Here is a 16679-nt window from a genome sequence, read left to right as displayed (position 1 = left end):
GCGCTCAGGCCGCGCTCAGCGCGTGCTCGAGATCCGCGATCAGGTCCGACGGATTTTCGATGCCGATCGACAGCCGGATCGTACAGTCGAGCACGCCGATCTTGCGGCGGATCTCGGCGGGGACGCCGGAATGGGTCATCGTCGCCGGCAGGCTCGCCAGCGATTCCGTTCCGCCGAGGCTGACCGCGAGCTTGAAGATCTGCAGCGCGTTGAGGAATCTCTCCGCCGCCGCCTGGCCACCGACGATGTCGAACGAGAATGTCGATCCCGCGCCGAGACATTGCCGCGCGAATACGCGCCCGGCCGGTGATGTCTCCGCGTGATGGCCGAGATAGTGCACCTTCGCCACCTTGGCATGGTCGCGCAAGAAATCCGCGACGAGGCGCGCGTTGCCGTTGGCCTTCTCCATGCGCAGGCTGAGGGTCTCGAGCGAACGGTTGATCATCCAGCAGGAATGCGGATCGAGCTGGGTGCCGATGGCGCCGCGTAGCGCCTTGACGCCCTTCATGACCGCCTTGGTGCCGAGCGCCGCGCCCGCGATCAAGTCGGAATGGCCGCCGACATATTTGGTCAGCGAGTACAGCGAGAGGTCCGCGCCATGTTCGATCGGCCGCTGAAACACCGGGCCGAGCAGCGTGTTGTCGCAGGCGATGATTGGCGTGTGGCCCTGGGCCTTGCCGATGGTCTCGGCGACGCGGCGCATCAGCGCGATATCGACCAGACCGTTGGTCGGATTGGCAGGCGTCTCGACCAGGATCATCGAAACCCGGCCCTTGCGCATGGCCTCCTCCGCGGCCCGAATGACCACCGCTTCGTCGACGCCGTCGGCAAAGCCGACCGCGCCGATCGAGAAGCGCGACAGCGTGTTCGTCAGCAGGGTTTCCGTGCCGCCATACAGCGGCTGCGAGTGCAGGATGACGTCGCCGGGACGGACGAAGGCCAGGATCGTCGTCGAAATCGCCGCCATGCCGGACGAGAACAGCGCGCAGCTCTCGGTGCGTTCATAAACCGCGAGCCTGTCCTCGACGATCTCGCTGTTGGGATGGTTGAAGCGCGAATAGACGAGGCCCGCGCCCATGCCCTCCGGCGGCTCGCGACGGCCCGCGACGAAATCGAAGAAGTCCTGCCCGTCCTCGGCCGTCTTGAACACGAAGGTTGAGGTCAAAAACACCGGCGGCTTGATGGCGCCTTCCGACAGCTGCGGATCATAGCCATAGGTCAGCATCAGCGTTTCCGGATGCAGCATATGGTTGCCGATATGGGTCTTCGACGGGAACGGTTTTGCCATGGCCTGTCTCGCTGTTGACTGAGATCGCCGCCGCGCGTCGGAACTCGGGACGTCGTGACGCATCAACGCGCGCGACGGCGCAAGCAAACATAGTCGTTCTGACGGCGATGCGTCAGGGCGCGGGAGGAGAATTTGCTGACGTGCTGCGCAAGACCAGGCGGCCGGTCGTGAGTCCCGTAGCCGCTCCATCCGGACTGCAAGGGAACGAACTGGTCCGCCCTATTTCAGCTTCAACCGATACGTCTCGTGACAATCGGTGCAGCGGTCGTTGATCGCAGTGTAGGCGGCCTTCAGGCTCGCCACATCGGTGATCTTGCCCTTGACGTCGGCGATCGCCTTCTGCACCGGCGGAATTTTTGAATCGAAATCGGCCTTGTTTTGCCAGACTTTCGGCGACGCGCCATAGGTCGCGTTGACCACATCCTGCTTGGGATTGACCTCGAAGGTCTTGGCGATCTTGGCGACGTCAGCCTGCAGATTGGCGATTGCCTCGTCGACGGCCTTCTGGTTGTAGGGGATGTCGCCCTTCGTCATCTTCAAGATGACGGTGTACAGGCTCTTGGCCTGGGACCGCATCAGATTGTCCTGCTGGACGGCAACCTCCTGCTGCGCCATCACGGCGCCCGCACCCAGAAGAAGGGTGCCCGCGACAATGAACGTTCGTTTCATGAGTCTTCTTCTCCGGCTCGCAAGTCGGTTTGGGGGAGGGTCATTGAGGATAGAACCCGGCCGCGGGCACTTAATTCCCGCGGGCCGAGCGGCCGTATCACAGGCTGTGGCGGCGATGATGCTCGTTGATCGCGATCCACACCCGCTCGGGCGTCGCCGGCATGTCGATGTGGTCGATCTTGTATTCGCGCCAGAGCCCGTCGACGATGGCGTTGACGACGGCCGGACAGGAGCCGATCGCACCGGCCTCGCCCGCGCCCTTCACGCCCAGTGGATTGGTGGTGCAGGGAACATTGTTGGTCTCGAACACGAAGGCGGGACCATCGGCCGCGCGCGGCAGCGCATAGTCCATGTAGGTGGCGGTGATGAGCTGGCCGTCGGTCGCACCATAGACCACCTGCTCCATCAGCGCCTGGCCGATGCCCTGCATGGCGCCGCCATGCACCTGGCCAGCCAGCAGCAGCGGATTGAGCGTCTTGCCGAAATCGTCGACGATCACATAGTTGACGATCTTGATGATGCCGGTGGCCGGATCGATCTCGACTTCCGCCAGATGCGTGCCGTTCGGATAGGTGCCGTCGGCACTGGCGAAGGTGGCACTGCCGTTCAGCTTCGACGGGTCGGCGCCCGGCCGCTTGGCGAGATCGGCAAAGGAGATCGTGCGGTCGGTGCCCGCGATGCGGATTGCACCGGCGGAAATCTCGAGGTCGCCGGCGCTGGCCTCCAGCGCCTGAGCCGCGATTTCCTTCAGCTTCTTGCCCAGCTCGCCCGTGGCCCGCTCGACGCAGACGCCGCCCGTCGGAATCGAAGCCGAGCCGCCGGTGCCGAGGCCTGTGGCGATCATGGCCGTGTCGCCCTGGTGGACATGGACGCGCTCCGGTGGCAGGCCGAACTGCTCGGCAACGATCTGGGCGTAAGCCGTCTGGTGGCCCTGCCCGCTCGATTGCGTGCCGATCAGGACTGTGACATCACCATTGGGATCGAGCCTGACGTTGGCGGTCTCTTCCCCCATCACGCCGCAAATCTCGACATAGCTCGCAAGGCCAATGCCGCGGATCAGGCCCCCCTTCTTGGCCGCCTTGGCGCGCTTGGAAAACTCCTTCCACTCGCCGATCTCCATCGCGCGCTTGAGATGCGCGGCGAAATCGCCGGAATCATAGACCTTGCCGGTCGCGGTCTTGTAGGGCAGCGCCTTCGGCGGGATGAAGTTCTTGCGGCGGATCGCATCCGGCGTCATCTCGAGTTTTCGCGCGCAGGCATCAACCAGACGCTCGATGACATAGGCTGCCTCAGGCCGGCCCGCGCCGCGATATGCATCGACCGGCACGCTGTTGGTGAAGATCGTGCGCACCCGGCAGTGGAAGGCGTGGATGTCGTAGAGGCCCGGCAGCATACCGGCGCCGCCATGCGGAATGTAGGGCCCGAAGGTCGAGAGATAGGCGCCCATGTCACCCATCAGGTCGCAATCCATCGCGAGAAACTTGCCGTCCTCGGCAAGGGCCATCTTCGCGGTGGTGACGTTGTCGCGGCCCTGCGCATCGCCCATGAAATGCTCGGAGCGATCGGCGGACCATTTCACCGCCTTCTTCAGCTTGCGCGCCGCGACCGCCATCAGGGCGTATTCGCGATAGGGAAATAGTTTCGTGCCGAAGCCACCGCCGACATCGGGGCAGATCACCCGCATCTTGTCGGTCGGAATGTTGAGCACGTTCTGGCAGAGGATGTCGCGCAGCCGGTGGCTGCCCTGGCTGCCGACCGTCAGCGTCAGATGATCGGCCTTGGCGTCATATTCGCAGACCGCAGCGCGCGTCTCCATGAAGCTCGCGACCACGCGCGGATTGACGATGGAGATCTCGGCGACAGCATGCGCTTTCGCAAACGCGGCGTCGGTCGCCGCCTTGTCGCCGATCGAGACGTCGAACAGCACGTTGCCGGGCTTGTCTGGCCAGACCTGCGGCGCGCCCTTCTTGACGGCATTGACGACGCCGGTCACCGAAGGCAGCGGACTCCACTTGACGTCGATCGCCTCGATCGCGTCGCGGGCCTGGTCGATGGTCTCGGCGACGACGAAGGCGACGGAATCGCCGACATGGCGGACCTCGTCCTTGGCGAGGATCGGGTACGGCGGGCCGGTGAACGGATCGGTCTCGAGGTTGAACAGGCATGGCAAATTGCCGAGATCCCCAACCTCGGCGGCGGTGAGGATCAGGGCGACACCCGGGAGAGTGCGGGCGCGGCCGGCATCGATGGTGAATTTGGCATGCGCATGCGGCGAACGCAGCATCAGGCAGCGCAGTGCGGCCTGCGGCGCATAATCGTCGGTATAGCGGCCCTTGCCGCGGATGAGCGCGTCATCCTCCTTGCGCAGCACGCTTTGGCCAACGCCGAACTTGATGGGAGCCGCCATTTTTTCTCGTCCCGTCCTATGGTTGTTTTGCCGGCATATTGCCGTGGAAAAAGTGGCAGTGCAAACGACTTTAGCAATCTGCCATCCGTCACTGCCAACCGCAAAGATGCAGCGCCGGGCCTGCGCGGGTTTTCCACGCCCGGCGTCCAATCAATCAGGCCCTCAAATTGCCATAGAGGTCTTCGGCCACCACGACCGCCTGCCCGAAAGTCACTCGTTAACGCGCCTCGGTTAGCGTAGGGCGTTTCCCGCAGCATGGCCCATGAGTTCGAGATGAGTTCGGAGATCGGAGACGTTTCTCGCCAGATGCGCGTCAGCCCGCATGACCGCGAACGGCCGGCCCCGATGCCCTGGCTGCTGATCGGGGCTGTGTTTGGGCTCGCGATCCTGATGCGGGAGATCGTTCCGCTCAATACCGACGTCAGCTGGCTGCTCGTGGTCGGCGAGCGCATGCTGGACGGCCAGCATCTCTATGGCGATATCATCGAGATCAATCCGCCGATGGCAGCGTTTGCCTATCTGCCCGGCGTTGCGCTGGGCCGCCTGCTCGGCGTCGATCCGCGGCATGTCATCGATGCCCAGCTTCTGCTGCTGGCGGTGGCTTCGCTCTATGTGGTGTCGCGGATCGTGCGGCTGTCGCCTTCATGGGCTCACGCAAGCTGGGGACCGTTCACGATCTGGGCCGCTTCCATCGTCACCATCCTGCCGATGCACGTGTTCGGCCAGCGCGAACATATTGCGACGCTGACCTTCCTGCCCGCGCTCGCGGTATATGCGCTCCGCAGCGATCGTCTTTCGGTTCCGCTCTGGGCGATCCTGATTGCCGGCCTGGGTGCCGGGATCACGCTCGCCTTCAAGCCGTTCTTCGCCGTGCCGGTGGGATTGTGCATCCTGGCGAGCGCCGTTCGTGCGCGGTCGTGGCTCGTGCTGTTTGCGCCGGAAAACATCATCGCGGGCGTGCTGGTCGCCACCGTCAGCGTCGGCACCTACGTGCTCTATCCCGAATATTTCACGGTGACCTATCCGCTGGTGCGCGACACCTATCTGTCGTGGTCGATGCCGCTCTCCGTCATCTTCCTGAATGCGGCCTCGCTGCTCTTTGCGATCGCGATGCTCTCGGCGCTGTCAACGATGTGGGGACGAACGCCCGACTCGCTGCTGCTCGCGGCCGTTCTTGCCGCGAGCGGATTTGCGATCTCGTTTTTCCTGCAGCGGCGCGGCTGGGCCTATCATTCCTATCCGATGGTGGCGGTCGCCATGCTCGCGATGGGATACGCGCTGCTGGTCGCAAACGGCGCGCCGCCGCGCCGCCGTCTCGGCCTGGCGGCGCCGCTGATCCTGGCTGCGACCTTTTTGTTCGGCGCGCAATGGTTCAACGGCAATGTCTATGTCGGCAACGTCAGGGAAGCGCTCGCCCTCCTCAAGCCGCATCCCCGGATCCTGATGCTGAGCGGCGAGGCGGCCATCGGCCACCCGCTGGTGCGTGACATCGGCGGCACCTGGGTGTCCCGGCAGGAGAATCTATGGATCCGCGAGTTCGTGCGGCTGACGCGCGAGAAGACTATCGTCGACGCCGCGACCGATGTGAAGCTGAAGGATTATCTGGCGCTGGAGCGCAACTGGCTGATCGAGGATTTCCGGAAGACGCCGCCGGATGTCGTGCTGGTCGACAATCTCCGCAACGGATGGGGCGATTGGGCACGCGCCGACGCCGAGCTGTCACGATTGCTCAAACCCTATACGCTGGTGCGTTCGGTCGACGGAATCGACGTGCTGCGGCGGAACGACTAACCCTTCCAGCCGGCGCTATTTCTGCGAGACGCCGATGATGAACGTGTAGGGCACGCGCGAATAATCGTCGCGGATCGCCAAATTGACCTTGCCGAAGGCGCCGCGCAGCACCTGATCGTAGCCGTCGTGATCCCGCACGAACTCGCCGCGATCGTTGTCGAGCAGCCATTTTGCAATGCGCGACTGCCCCTCGCGGTAGCAGCCGTCGAGCGTGAACAGCACGCCGTCCGCCTTGAGCACGTCCCTGATATCGGCCAGCGTCGTCTGCAAATCCGCATCAGCAATGTGATGCAGCACGCCATTCATCATGACGACGTCGGCGCCGGCAAATTCCCGCGCGGCGGCGGCATCGAAATAGCGGCAATGAAAAGTGCCGAGATGACCGAACGCGCGCTGCGCATACGCGATATAGGCCGGATCGATGTCGAAGCCGGTGTAGTCGATGCCATCGGGCAGATGGCGCAGGATGTAGCCGGGACCGCAGCCGATATCGATCACCCGCATACCCGGCCGCAGCCTGAGATAATCCGCGATCGCCTTGACCCGCGCGCCGAAAAATCCGCCGGCGTTCTGGTAGGCCTGATAGAGCACGGGGTGATTGAGGATCGCCTTCATCAGGGCACCTCGTCGTGAACCTGGCCGCGCGCCTCCGGTCCGGATTGCGCGAGCAGCGTCCTGAACGGCGCCCGCTCGAGATCGGCCGCCGCTTCCGCACCATGCGGCAGCCGGCCGCGGCGGTGGATATGCGAGATCAGGAACAGCGGGCGGTTCTTCGACTGGATGTAGATTCGGCCGATGTATTCGCCCATCAGCCCGAGCACGAGGAGCTGCACGGAGGAGATCATGACGACCAGCAACGTCAGGCTGGTCCAGCCGGGCACGGTACCGGAGAACACCCAGCCGATCACCGCGGCGATGCCGACGAAGGTCAGCAGGGTCGTCAACAGGGCGCCGACATAGGTCGCGATCCGGAGCGGCACCATCGAAAAGCTGATCAGCGCGTCGGCGGCAAAACCGATCATCTTCATCAGCGGATATTTGGTGGTGCCGGCAAAGCGCGGATGACGGTCGTATTCGTAGGCGACCTGCTTGTAGCCGAGCCATGCCACCATGCCGCGGATGAAGCGGTCATGCTCCGGCATCTGCACGAGCTGGTCGGAGATCCGCCGGCTCATCAGGCGAAAATCACCGGTATCGACGGGAATCTGGACGCGGGTGACTTTGGCGAGCAGGCGGTAGAACGCTTCCGCCGATTGCTTCTTGAAGCGGGTTTCGCCGGCGCGGCTACGCCGCATGCCGTACACGACGTCGGCGCCCTCGCGGACCATCATCTCGTACATCGGCGTCAGGAGTTCCGGCGGATCCTGCAGGTCCGCATCGATGACAAGCACGAGATCGCCGCGCACGGTCGAGAGGCCGGCGGTGAGCGCCAGTTGATGGCCGTGATTGCGCGCGAGCCGGACCGCAACGACATTGCGGTCCTCCGCCAGAAGCTCGTTGATGATCTTCCAGGTGTTGTCGGTCGACCCGTCATCGACCAGGATCAGCTCGAACTTTGCGCCGCACAGCGCGCGCGCGGCCGACACCATCTGGCGATGGAATTCGCGCAGGCCCTCTTCCTCGTTGTAGCAGGGCACAACGATCGACAGAAACATCTTTCCAGGGCGCGGCATCTCGTCCTGAAGGTCCATCTATCAGCCAGCCTGTCAGAGGGTTGGATCGGTCCGATTCCTGCCGCCGATATTCGGCGGACTCCGGTTAATTGTTCATCAATTTTTAGACCCCCTGATGCATGATTCGAGCCGACAACCACCTCACCAAACGCCGGACAGCTGGATCGCCTATGGACAAGGCCGAGTTCGATCGCTTCGCCGACGCCTATGAGGACCAGCATCGCGAGAACATCGCGGTGACCGGCGAGGGCCCGGAATATTTCGCGGAATACAAGATCAGGGCGCTCCGGGAGATCGTGGATCGCGCCGGCCTCGACGTGAAGCGGATTTGCGATTTCGGTTCCGGGATCGGCAATTCGATTCCGTATTTCCGCCGCTATTTTCCCGAGGCAGCGCTGACCTCGTCCGATGTCAGCGAACGCAGCCTCGCATTGGGCCGGCAGCGGTACCCCGAATCCGGCAACTGCGTGCTGATCGAGAACAACCGGATTCCGGTCGAGGCCAACAGTTTCGACGCGGTGTTTTCAGCCTGCGTGTTCCATCACATCCCGCACGACGAGCACCTGGCGTGGTTACGGGAGTTGCATCGCGTCACGCGGCCGGGCGGCCTGATTGCCATCTTCGAGCACAATCCGCTGAACCCGCTCACCGTCCATGCGGTGAACACTTGTCCGTTCGACGAAAACGCCAGGCTGATCTTCGCCCGCGATCTGGACAAGCGGCTGCAAGCCGCGGGCTGGGCTTCATCGCGCATCCAGTACAATCTGTTCTTTCCTCGCGCCCTCGCCCGGCTGCGGCCGTTCGAGAACAAGCTCGGCTGGCTGCCCTTGGGGGCGCAATACGTCGCCACCGCACGCAAGGCCTGAGGCTGGGATCCCGCGGCGAACCACGGCGTGCGAGAACAAGCGGCCGTGCCGACTGCCGCTTGCTCTCAAAACGCATGTCCGCCTCTGGCGGTGAATCCACTACATCCCACGGCGGCTCCAGAGATAGATCGTGCTATCCCTCAGCGTATCGACCGCTCGCTGAGGTGAGAGGTAGTCGATTTCACCACGCGTCAGGCCGATATCCATCAGCTCCCTGTCGCTCAGGTCTTGCAAGTTGACACGCAAGCTCGGGCGCTGACACCGTTCCTGAAACGCGAGCCAAACGCGCCTGAGCAAGCCCAGGACGCTTCGCGTCGATGCGGCCGTGGGTCCGGCAGCATCCTTGTCCAGCGCTGCAGCGGACGCCTTGAGGCGTGCTGCCAACGCCTGGTCGACCGCGCTCTTCGCTGACACGATGGAGAGATTGAGGCCACGCCTCGCGGCGTCGCCCTCAATCCCGGGTGAGATGTTCGTCTGTTGAGGTGGCATCGTACGCTCCTGCTGTAGTGCCGGCAGGGAGCGTGGCCAAACAAAAGGCCCCGTCCGATGCCGGCGGGGCCTGGTGGAAAAGGTGTCGTCGACGAAATCCTAGCGCGCGACTCCTTCCACGGCCCAGCCGAAGCGGGTCATGTGCGAGAAGTTAACGTTGCGCGACCATTTCATCATGGGCCACCGATAGCACGGGAATCGCGCAAAATCAAGAGATGTGCGGAGGCTGGCTGCACCTTCAGAGCGAGTGGCGCACAGCCAACCCAACCGGGCATGCTGCGTGGCAAGCGAACGTCATCATCCCTTGCATCAATGGATGCAATCCGTTAGGCGTCAGCAGCGGGCCTCTTCCTGTCCATGCTGCGAGGCCGACGGGGCCGACATCGCCCCTCCACAGGGCTGCAGCAAGCCCCCACCTCCCCCGACAATTCCGACCGACTTCGACGCCGCACGTGCGACTGCCCGCACTTGCCGATGAAAGCACTTGCCGATGAAAGAGGAGCATGCCCATGACAACTCGCCGCGCAGCGTGCAACTGCGGACAACTGGAGGTCATCTGTGAGGGTGAGCCAGCACGAATTTCAATGTGTCACTGCCTGGAGTGTCAGCGTCGGACCGGAGCCGTCTTCGGCGGTCAAGCGTGGTTCGCCCAGCAGCGAACCACCATCTCCGGCACCTCAACCCGGTTCACGCGCCGATCAGACGCTGGCCGTTCAGTATCATTTCGGTTCTGCCCCGTGTGCGGATCGACTGTGTATTGGGAAGCGGAAGCGTTCCCTAGCCACATCGCCGTCGCCGTGGGATCCTTTGCAGATCCCACTTTTCCGCCGCCCACGCATTCGGGCTGGGAAGCGAAGCGGCATCACTGGATTGAGCCGCCTCGCGCCATCGCGATCCACCATTCGGATTGAGACATCGCTTCGCCCATCGATTTGCAAACGCACTCCTGTTGTCGGCTTATCGAGCCAAACCGGAATCAACCGGCCGAGGCGTAAGGCGGCGCTCATGACCCGAAGCAGACCGGCGCGCGACGCCTGCAAATCCCAACAATCCGAAGCCGACGATCATCATGGCCCATGTCGACGGCTCCGGCACCGCTGTGGTCACAACGTCATAACTGATCGTCAGAGTGGGTATCGGGTAGCCATTCCCAGCGCTGCTTCCGAGGATGTCGAAGCAGCTGCCGTTAAATCCGACATACGTGCAATTCTCTGCAGCCTGGCTGAATGAGAAGCCGGCAGTACTCCCCGCGGGCAGGATCTTGAGCTCGTATGCGATCAAGTCGGTCAGATCCATCACCGTCTGGCCGTCGACATGGATGACGCCATACGTCGATCCTCCCCTTATCTTGTTGGGGTCGAATGCCGTGCCTTGGGTGGCATAGGCGGTGAGAAGGATGTCTCCCGCCCGGTTGCCGCCAATTCCGCTGAATGTCAGCGTAGAGTTCGTGACCACCGCGTCCGCGGGCAGCGTCGGCAACGAGAACTGCATCAATGCGGCGTAGTAACCGTCGATCGAATTTCCGGTAATGATATGTCCCACCGTGGCGGAAGCCCCGGCAAAGCTGCCTGGATCGAGTGCGAATGGGCCGTTCGGCGAACTCGAGTGATAGCCTTCTGTAAGCCCATTCACGACGATCGTGGCTGCAGCCGCGGTGGCGGCGCTCGATACGACAGCGCATGACGCAAGGGCAACGAGTGCAACGAAACGTAGGGCAAAGCGCATTCTGACGGTCGAACCCATGGCTGGCTCCATTCCTCTGCAGTTATTTCAACGACTTCGACATTGCATTCGGTCCGCGCACCCGCATCCGATAGGATGAAACTGCGCCCGGCCTGGGCAGCAGTTACTGCCCAACGTGACCGCAAAATCGTTCATCACCTTCACCTCGTCCCCACGGTGGGCGACCTTGGCGCAGAGTTAGAGATCGCGCATCAACCGTCTGGCTGAGCGCGAGCGACGTTTGCTTTTGCAGATTGTCTTCGACGGCAGATGTGACCATCCGGACGATCGCATCGATCGCGCCAGATTCCGCTCTCGTCGGAGCGGACTTCATGAGCTTATGCGCGTCTAGCCACGCACCAGCGAAACCAGCCAGCTCCGGCCGAACAGCACGAGGATCGCGAGCGCATAGGCGATCGTGCCCCCGACGGCCAATAGCACCAGCGTCACCGCATCGTGGAAGCGCATCGCGCCCAAGGAAGTACCGCTGACGCGCGCGATCAGCCAGAACGCGGCAGCGAGGATGATTCCGGTCAGCAGGAATTTGGCGAGCGACAACAGCCAGGCGCGGTCCAGTACGAGAAAGCCGCGCCGCACGGCGAAGAACAGCACCAGCAAGAGATTGGTCCAGACGCCAACGGCGGTCGCGAGCGCGAGGCCGATCTGGGCAAGCGATCCCATCAAGGCAACCTTCAGCGCGACGTTGACCGCGATGCCGGTCAGCGAAGCCCGCACCGGCGTTGCCGTATCCTTGCGCGCGTAGAAAGTTGCGACCGCGCTGCGGATCAGCACGAAGGGGATCAGGCCGATGGCATAGGCCGCAAGTGTGCCGCCTGCGGCGACTGCATCGGCCTTCGAGAATGCGCCGCGGGCGAACAGCGCGCGCATGATCTCGTCGGGCACGGTGAGAAAGGCGGCGACGAAGGGCACCGAGAACAGCAGCGTGAAATCGAAGGCGCGGCGCTGCGCCTTCATCGCGCCGTCGTGGTCGTCGGCCGTGATCCGCCGCGACATCTCCGGCAGCAGCACCGTGCCGATCGCGATGCCGATGACGCCGATCGGCAGTTGGTTGAGGCGATCGGCATAATAGAGCGCCGACAGCGCGCCCGCCGGCAGAAAAGTCCCGATGATGGTGTCGGCGAACAGCGCGATCTGCGTGCCCATCGAGCCAAGCGTCGCCGGTCCCAGCGCTTTGAAGAAGCTACGGACGTCCTCGTCGAGCTTGAGCGGTGCGAAGCGCGGCAGGCCGCCATGGCGGGCGAGATCGCCGGCGAGCAGAAAATATTGCAGGAAGCCGGAAATAAGCACGCCCCAGGCCGCGGCGTGGCCGGCGGTCGGAAACCAGGCGGCGAGCGCCAGCGTCATCATCATCGCGACGTTGAGGAAGATCGACGCGGCAGCCGCGCTGGCAAAGCGCTGCATCACGTTGAGCATGCCGCCATAGAGCGTCACCAGCGTGATCAGGAGCAGATAGGGAAAGGTGATCCGGGTCAGCTCGATCGCGAGCTTGCGCTGCTCGGCATCCTCGGAAAAGCCCGGCGCCAGGATGCTCATGGCCTGCGGCATGAACAGCCAGGCGACGATCAGCAGCAGCACTTGCGAGGCCAGCAGCAGCGTGAAGATGCGGTCGGCGAACAGCCGTGCAGCCCCCTCCCCGCGCTCCCCATGGACGTGGGCATAGGCCGGCACCCAGGCGGCGTTGAAGGCGCCCTCGGCAAAGATCGCACGGAAATGATTGGGCAGCCGCAGCGCCACGAAAAAGGCGTCGGCCACGGGGCCGGCGCCGAGGATCGCCGCGAGCATGATGTCGCGGGCAAATCCCGTCAGCCGCGAGAGCAGCGTGTAACCACCAACCGTGAAGATGCGTCCGAGCATGCGTCTGTTTTAGAGCATGGCGAGATTAGGTCTAGGTGCAAGCCGCGGGGAAGATCTGCCCCTCTCCCGCAAGCGGGAGAGGGAAGAAGAGCAAGATCAAGCCGCGAGCGCGCCGCGGACGGCGGCGATTACCCGCTCCTGGTCGGCTTCGGTCAAATAGGCGTGCATCGGCAGGCTGATGACGTCCTGCGACAGGCTCTCGCAACCAGGCAGGCCGCCGTCCGCGACCGGATACTGCTTGTAGGCGGTCTGCTGGTGCATCGACTTGCCGTAATAAATCGCAGTCGGCACGCCCTGGGCTTTCAGCGCGGCGGCGAACCCGTCGCGGTCGGTGCCCTCCGGCAGACGGATCGTGTACTGCGCCCAGACCGAGGTGTTGCCGGGGCTGAGGCGCGGCACCGTGACCACGTTGGACAACCCGCGCGCATAGCGTTCGGCGACCTTGTTGCGGGCGGCGATCTCGTCGTCAAAAATCTTCAGCTTCTCGATCAGGATCGCTGCCTGCATGGTGTCGAGCCGGCCGGTCAGGCCGAGGCGAACGTTGTCGTATTTGTCGACACCCTGCCCGTGCACGCGGATGCTGCGCAGCGTCGCCGCGAGCTCGTCGTCATCGGTGAAGATCGCGCCGCCGTCACCGAAACAGCCGAGCGGCTTTGCGGGGAAGAAGCTGGTCGCGGTGGCGAGCCCGAAGGTGCCGAGCTTGCGGCCCTTGTAGCTCGCGCCAAAGCCTTGCGCGGCGTCATCGAGCACGAACAGGCCTTCAGCCTTGGCGATCTCGGCGATCGCGTCGTGATCGGCGGGCTGCCCGAACAGATCGACCGGAATGACCGCGACCGGCTTCAATCCGGCCTTGCGTGCGGTTGCGATGCCGCGCTTGAGCGACTCCGGGCTCATGTTGAAGGTGGTCTCGTCCACGTCGACATAGATCGGCGTCGCGCCGGTCCGCGCCACCGGCGATGCGGTCGCGATGAAGGTGAAGGACGGGCACAGCACGGCATCGCCGGGCCCGACGTTCTTCGCCATCATCACCATCAGGATCGCGTCGGTGCCGCTGGCGCAGGCGATGACGTGCTTGGCCCCGCTATAGGCCGCGAGCTGCTTCTCGAGCTCGAACACCTCGGGGCCGTTGACGAACTGGCAATGGTCGAGCACGCGCTTGACGGCCTCATCGAGCGAGGCGCCGAGCCGGCGGCGCTGCGAGGCGACGTCGATGAAGGGAATGGGTTCGGAACGCAGATGCTGGTTCATGGCCTGGTTCTCGGCGCCTTCTTGCGTGGTCGACATGGGGAGAGGATTAGCTGGCGATGCGGCGCGGGCCCTTGCGGGCGGGCGCCGTCGCCGCAGGCCGCGACGGCGTCTCGAGGCACTGCGTGGCGATCTCCAGGCTTGCGACGCCCTCATCGCCGGTCACCGCCGGCGTCTCGCCGTTGCGCACGGCCTTGAGAAACGCGATCAGCTCGGCGCGCAGCGGCTCGTCATGGCCGACCGGCAGATGCCGCATCGAATAGCTGCCATCGGGCTTGAAGCCGAAGCATTCGGTGACCTGGCGCGTCAAAAGATCACCCATCACGTATTTGCCGCGAGTCGCGACCGTGACGCTGCGCGCCTTGAACGGCGTCAGCCAGTTGGTGTTGATGTGCGCGAGCACGCCGTTGGCGGTGCGGAACTGCAGGAGCGCGATGTCCTCGCGCTCGGCGACCGCACTCGACAGCTGCGGCTGCACTTCGACGATGTCGGATTCGGTGAACCAGCGGATCAAATCGATGTCGTGCACGGCGAGATCGATGACGACGCCGACATTGGACATGCGCGGCGGGAACGGGCCGACGCGCGTGATGGCGATGGAGAGAATGTCCTCGCCCGCGATGGCCTGCTTGACGGCGGCAACGGCCGGATTGAAGCGCTCGACATGGCCGATCATCAGCGTCACGCCGGCCTTTTGCGCGGCAGCGACGATCTCACGGCCCTCTTCCACCGTGGAGGCGATCGGCTTCTCGACCAGCACATGGATATTCTTGGCGATGCAGGCGAGCGCGACCTCATGGTGCAGATGGGTCGGCGCCGCGACCGTGACGGCATCGACGCCCTCGGCGAAGAGCTGGTCGAGCGTCTCGAAGCTCGCGCAATTGGCGAGCTCGGTCGCGCGCGTCCGATGCGCCGGCGAAGGATCGACGACGCCGACCAGGCTGACGCCGGGCAGACCGGCGAGCACCCGCGCGTGGTTGCTGCCCATCACGCCCGCGCCGATGACGCCGACGCGCAGGCCGGCCTTTGCCGGTTGTGATCCCTTGGAACTCATCTGATCGAACCCCGATTCACCGCAAATCCCCGGGCCGCTTCTAGCACGGGTGCCACATTTGTGGCGAATGCCGGCCTGATTGCCCGGACACGATTTGATTCAAAAAGTTACACGTTCCCCGGGCCTTAGCGCCAAACTGGGGTGCCGTTCGGCCCGGATCGCGTGATTCGGAGTTTGCTGGTTACGACCTTTGATAGTCGTCTTCAATCCGGATGATGTCGTCTTCCCCGAGATAGGAGCCGGTCTGGACCTCGATGAGTTCCAGCATGATTTTACCGGGATTTTCCATCCGGTGCACCGCGCCCATCGGGATGTAGATCGACTCGTTTTCGTGCACCGTCTTCACGATCTCGTTGACGGTGACGCGGGCCGCACCACGGACCACGATCCAGTGCTCGGCGCGATGGTGATGCTTCTGCAGTGACAATCGTCCACCCGGCTTCACCACAATGCGCTTGACCTGATGGCGCTCGCCATTGTCGACCGACTGATAGCTGCCCCAGGGGCGATGCACCTTGAGATGCTCCTCGGTGACCTTCGGCGCGACCGCCTTCAGCTTGGTGACGAGGCGCTTCAGTCCGTTGGCATCCTTCTGGCGCGAGACCAGCACGGCGTCCGCAGTTGCGACCACGACGAGGTCGTCGACGCCCTCGAGCGCGACCAGCGCCTGGTCGGTGGTGACGTTGCAATTGCGCGAGTCTTCGAACACGGCCGTGCCGTGCGCGGCATTGCCCTGCGCATCCTTCGGCGACAACTCCCACACCGCGAGCCAGGAGCCGACATCGGACCAGCCGCAGGACACCGGCACGACCGCGGCGCGCGAGGTCTTTTCCATCACCGCATAGTCGATCGAGATCGCCTTCGCCGCGCCGAACGCCTCGGGCTCGAGCGTCACGAAGCCGAGATCGCGGCCGGCATTGGCGACCGCGCCGGACACCGCCTCCACGCTCGCCGCATCGATCCTCCGATATTCGTCGAGCAGCAGGGCCGCCGGAAACATGAAGTTGCCGCTGTTCCACAGATAGCCCGAATTGACGTAGTCGGCGGCCTTCACGGCATCCGGCTTCTCGACGAAGCGCGCGACCGCGTGTACCTCGCCGGAGATCACCTCGCCCGGGCTGATATAGCCGTATTCGGTCGCCGGCCGCTCCGGCTTGACGCCGAAGGTGACGATGCGCCCGCTGCTCGCGGCGGTGAGGCCCTCGCGGCAGGCCGCGACGAAGGCCGCCTTGTCCTGCACGACGTGGTCGGCGGCGAGCGCGAGCACGATCGCCTCGCTGGTGCGGTTCTGCGCGAACGCCGCGCCGGCTGCGATCGCAGGACCGGAGTCGCGTCGCATCGGCTCGAGGATCACGTCGGCCTCGATGCCGATCTCGACGAGCTGCTCCAGCACCATGAAGCGGTAGGACGCGTTGGTGATGACGATCGGACGATCGAACAGCGACGCATCTGAAACACGCAGCAGCGTATCCTGGAAGGTCGAGCGCGCACCGAACAGCGGCAGGAACTGCTTCGGGCGCACCTCGCGCGAGGCTGGCCACAGCCGTGTGCCGGCGCCGCCGCACATGATCAGGGGGATAATGCGTTTGTCCATCGTCAT

General features: G+C 64.0%; 14 protein-coding genes. 3 read left to right on the top strand and 11 right to left on the bottom strand.

Annotation, left to right across the window (positions count from 1 at the left end; genetic code table 11):
• Positions 1–4 precede the first annotated feature (4 nt).
• The 3 genes from ACWAT4_RS14405 to ACWAT4_RS14395 form a co-directional block, all read right to left on the bottom strand.
• On the bottom strand, positions 5–1288 hold the full coding sequence (locus ACWAT4_RS14405; RefSeq protein ID WP_449730810.1) for a cystathionine gamma-synthase family protein: 1284 nt from the start codon (positions 1286–1288) through the stop codon (positions 5–7).
• Positions 1289–1507: 219 nt separating this feature from the next.
• Positions 1508–1957 carry a cytochrome c gene (locus ACWAT4_RS14400; protein ID WP_212446591.1) on the bottom strand — a complete coding sequence of 150 codons (450 nt, stop codon included), beginning with the start codon at positions 1955–1957 and terminating at the stop codon, positions 1508–1510.
• Between the two features lie 97 nt (positions 1958–2054).
• Entirely contained in the window at positions 2055–4364 is a 2310-nt protein-coding gene (locus ACWAT4_RS14395) for a xanthine dehydrogenase family protein molybdopterin-binding subunit (RefSeq protein ID WP_212426221.1), read from the bottom strand.
• Between the two features lie 273 nt (positions 4365–4637).
• Here ACWAT4_RS14395 and ACWAT4_RS14390 point away from each other — a divergent pair, with 273 nt between their 5' ends.
• Positions 4638–6155: a hypothetical protein gene (locus tag ACWAT4_RS14390; protein ID WP_449730809.1), complete on the top strand. Its 1518-nt coding sequence runs from the start codon at positions 4638–4640 to the stop codon at positions 6153–6155.
• 15 nt (positions 6156–6170) lie between these two features.
• Here ACWAT4_RS14390 and ACWAT4_RS14385 read toward each other — a convergent pair whose 3' ends face one another.
• Entirely contained in the window at positions 6171–6770 is a 600-nt protein-coding gene (locus ACWAT4_RS14385; protein ID WP_449730808.1) for a class I SAM-dependent methyltransferase, read from the bottom strand.
• On the bottom strand, positions 6770–7810 hold the full coding sequence (locus tag ACWAT4_RS14380) for a glycosyltransferase family 2 protein (RefSeq protein WP_212301456.1): 1041 nt from the start codon (positions 7808–7810) through the stop codon (positions 6770–6772). The genes ACWAT4_RS14385 and ACWAT4_RS14380 overlap by 1 nt, the downstream gene beginning before the upstream one ends.
• 188 nt (positions 7811–7998) lie before the next feature.
• On the opposite strand from ACWAT4_RS14380, the gene ACWAT4_RS14375 reads away from it, so the two are divergent.
• The gene (locus ACWAT4_RS14375) at positions 7999–8694 is read left to right on the top strand and encodes a class I SAM-dependent methyltransferase (RefSeq protein WP_449730807.1); all 696 of its coding nucleotides are present in this window, start codon (positions 7999–8001) and stop codon (positions 8692–8694) included.
• Between the two features lie 99 nt (positions 8695–8793).
• Here the strand turns inward: ACWAT4_RS14375 and ACWAT4_RS14370 are convergent, their stop codons facing one another.
• Positions 8794–9183 (bottom strand): DUF1127 domain-containing protein, encoded by a 390-nt coding sequence (locus tag ACWAT4_RS14370; RefSeq protein ID WP_449730806.1) that lies wholly within the window; start codon positions 9181–9183, stop codon positions 8794–8796.
• A gap of 503 nt (positions 9184–9686) precedes the next feature.
• Here ACWAT4_RS14370 and ACWAT4_RS14365 point away from each other — a divergent pair.
• The gene (locus ACWAT4_RS14365; protein WP_449730805.1) at positions 9687–10094 is read left to right on the top strand and encodes a GFA family protein; all 408 of its coding nucleotides are present in this window, start codon (positions 9687–9689) and stop codon (positions 10092–10094) included.
• 46 nt (positions 10095–10140) lie between these two features.
• On the opposite strand, the gene ACWAT4_RS14360 is transcribed toward ACWAT4_RS14365, so the two are convergent.
• The 5 genes from ACWAT4_RS14360 to ACWAT4_RS14340 form a co-directional block, all read right to left on the bottom strand.
• The gene (locus tag ACWAT4_RS14360) at positions 10141–10926 is read right to left on the bottom strand and encodes a PEPxxWA-CTERM sorting domain-containing protein (protein ID WP_449730804.1); all 786 of its coding nucleotides are present in this window, start codon (positions 10924–10926) and stop codon (positions 10141–10143) included.
• Positions 10927–11253: 327 nt separating this feature from the next.
• The gene (murJ, locus tag ACWAT4_RS14355) at positions 11254–12780 is read right to left on the bottom strand and encodes a murein biosynthesis integral membrane protein MurJ (protein ID WP_449730803.1); all 1527 of its coding nucleotides are present in this window, start codon (positions 12778–12780) and stop codon (positions 11254–11256) included.
• A 96-nt stretch (positions 12781–12876) separates the two neighbouring features.
• The gene (locus ACWAT4_RS14350) at positions 12877–14064 is read right to left on the bottom strand and encodes a DegT/DnrJ/EryC1/StrS family aminotransferase (RefSeq protein ID WP_283816199.1); all 1188 of its coding nucleotides are present in this window, start codon (positions 14062–14064) and stop codon (positions 12877–12879) included.
• A gap of 10 nt (positions 14065–14074) precedes the next feature.
• The gene (locus tag ACWAT4_RS14345; protein ID WP_212301212.1) at positions 14075–15079 is read right to left on the bottom strand and encodes a Gfo/Idh/MocA family protein; all 1005 of its coding nucleotides are present in this window, start codon (positions 15077–15079) and stop codon (positions 14075–14077) included.
• Positions 15080–15260: 181 nt separating this feature from the next.
• Positions 15261–16673: a mannose-1-phosphate guanylyltransferase/mannose-6-phosphate isomerase gene (locus ACWAT4_RS14340; RefSeq protein ID WP_212301213.1), complete on the bottom strand. Its 1413-nt coding sequence runs from the start codon at positions 16671–16673 to the stop codon at positions 15261–15263.
• Positions 16674–16679: the final 6 nt, after the last annotated feature.

It is taken from the genome of Bradyrhizobium sp. T-1 (genome assembly GCF_053592855.1).
Note: the sequence above shows the minus strand (reverse complement) of the source record. Positions and strands in the feature narration are given on the sequence as shown.

What these genes read in the sequence shown, in the direction of transcription:
- ACWAT4_RS14405 (WP_449730810.1), bottom strand. Translation starts at nt 1,288, where the DNA reads ATGGCAAAACCGTTCCCGTCGAAGACCCATATCGGCAACCATATGCTG.
- ACWAT4_RS14400 (WP_212446591.1), bottom strand. Translation starts at nt 1,957, where the DNA reads ATGAAACGAACGTTCATTGTCGCGGGCACCCTTCTTCTGGGTGCGGGC.
- ACWAT4_RS14395 (WP_212426221.1), bottom strand. Translation starts at nt 4,364, where the DNA reads ATGGCGGCTCCCATCAAGTTCGGCGTTGGCCAAAGCGTGCTGCGCAAG.
- ACWAT4_RS14390 (WP_449730809.1), top strand. Translation starts at nt 4,638, where the DNA reads ATGAGTTCGGAGATCGGAGACGTTTCTCGCCAGATGCGCGTCAGCCCG.
- ACWAT4_RS14385 (WP_449730808.1), bottom strand. Translation starts at nt 6,770, where the DNA reads ATGAAGGCGATCCTCAATCACCCCGTGCTCTATCAGGCCTACCAGAAC.
- ACWAT4_RS14380 (WP_212301456.1), bottom strand. Translation starts at nt 7,810, where the DNA reads ATGTTTCTGTCGATCGTTGTGCCCTGCTACAACGAGGAAGAGGGCCTG.
- ACWAT4_RS14375 (WP_449730807.1), top strand. Translation starts at nt 7,999, where the DNA reads ATGGACAAGGCCGAGTTCGATCGCTTCGCCGACGCCTATGAGGACCAG.
- ACWAT4_RS14370 (WP_449730806.1), bottom strand. Translation starts at nt 9,183, where the DNA reads ATGCCACCTCAACAGACGAACATCTCACCCGGGATTGAGGGCGACGCC.
- ACWAT4_RS14365 (WP_449730805.1), top strand. Translation starts at nt 9,687, where the DNA reads ATGCCCATGACAACTCGCCGCGCAGCGTGCAACTGCGGACAACTGGAG.
- ACWAT4_RS14360 (WP_449730804.1), bottom strand. Translation starts at nt 10,926, where the DNA reads ATGGGTTCGACCGTCAGAATGCGCTTTGCCCTACGTTTCGTTGCACTC.
- murJ (WP_449730803.1), bottom strand. Translation starts at nt 12,780, where the DNA reads ATGCTCGGACGCATCTTCACGGTTGGTGGTTACACGCTGCTCTCGCGG.
- ACWAT4_RS14350 (WP_283816199.1), bottom strand. Translation starts at nt 14,064, where the DNA reads ATGTCGACCACGCAAGAAGGCGCCGAGAACCAGGCCATGAACCAGCAT.
- ACWAT4_RS14345 (WP_212301212.1), bottom strand. Translation starts at nt 15,079, where the DNA reads ATGAGTTCCAAGGGATCACAACCGGCAAAGGCCGGCCTGCGCGTCGGC.
- ACWAT4_RS14340 (WP_212301213.1), bottom strand. Translation starts at nt 16,673, where the DNA reads ATGGACAAACGCATTATCCCCCTGATCATGTGCGGCGGCGCCGGCACA.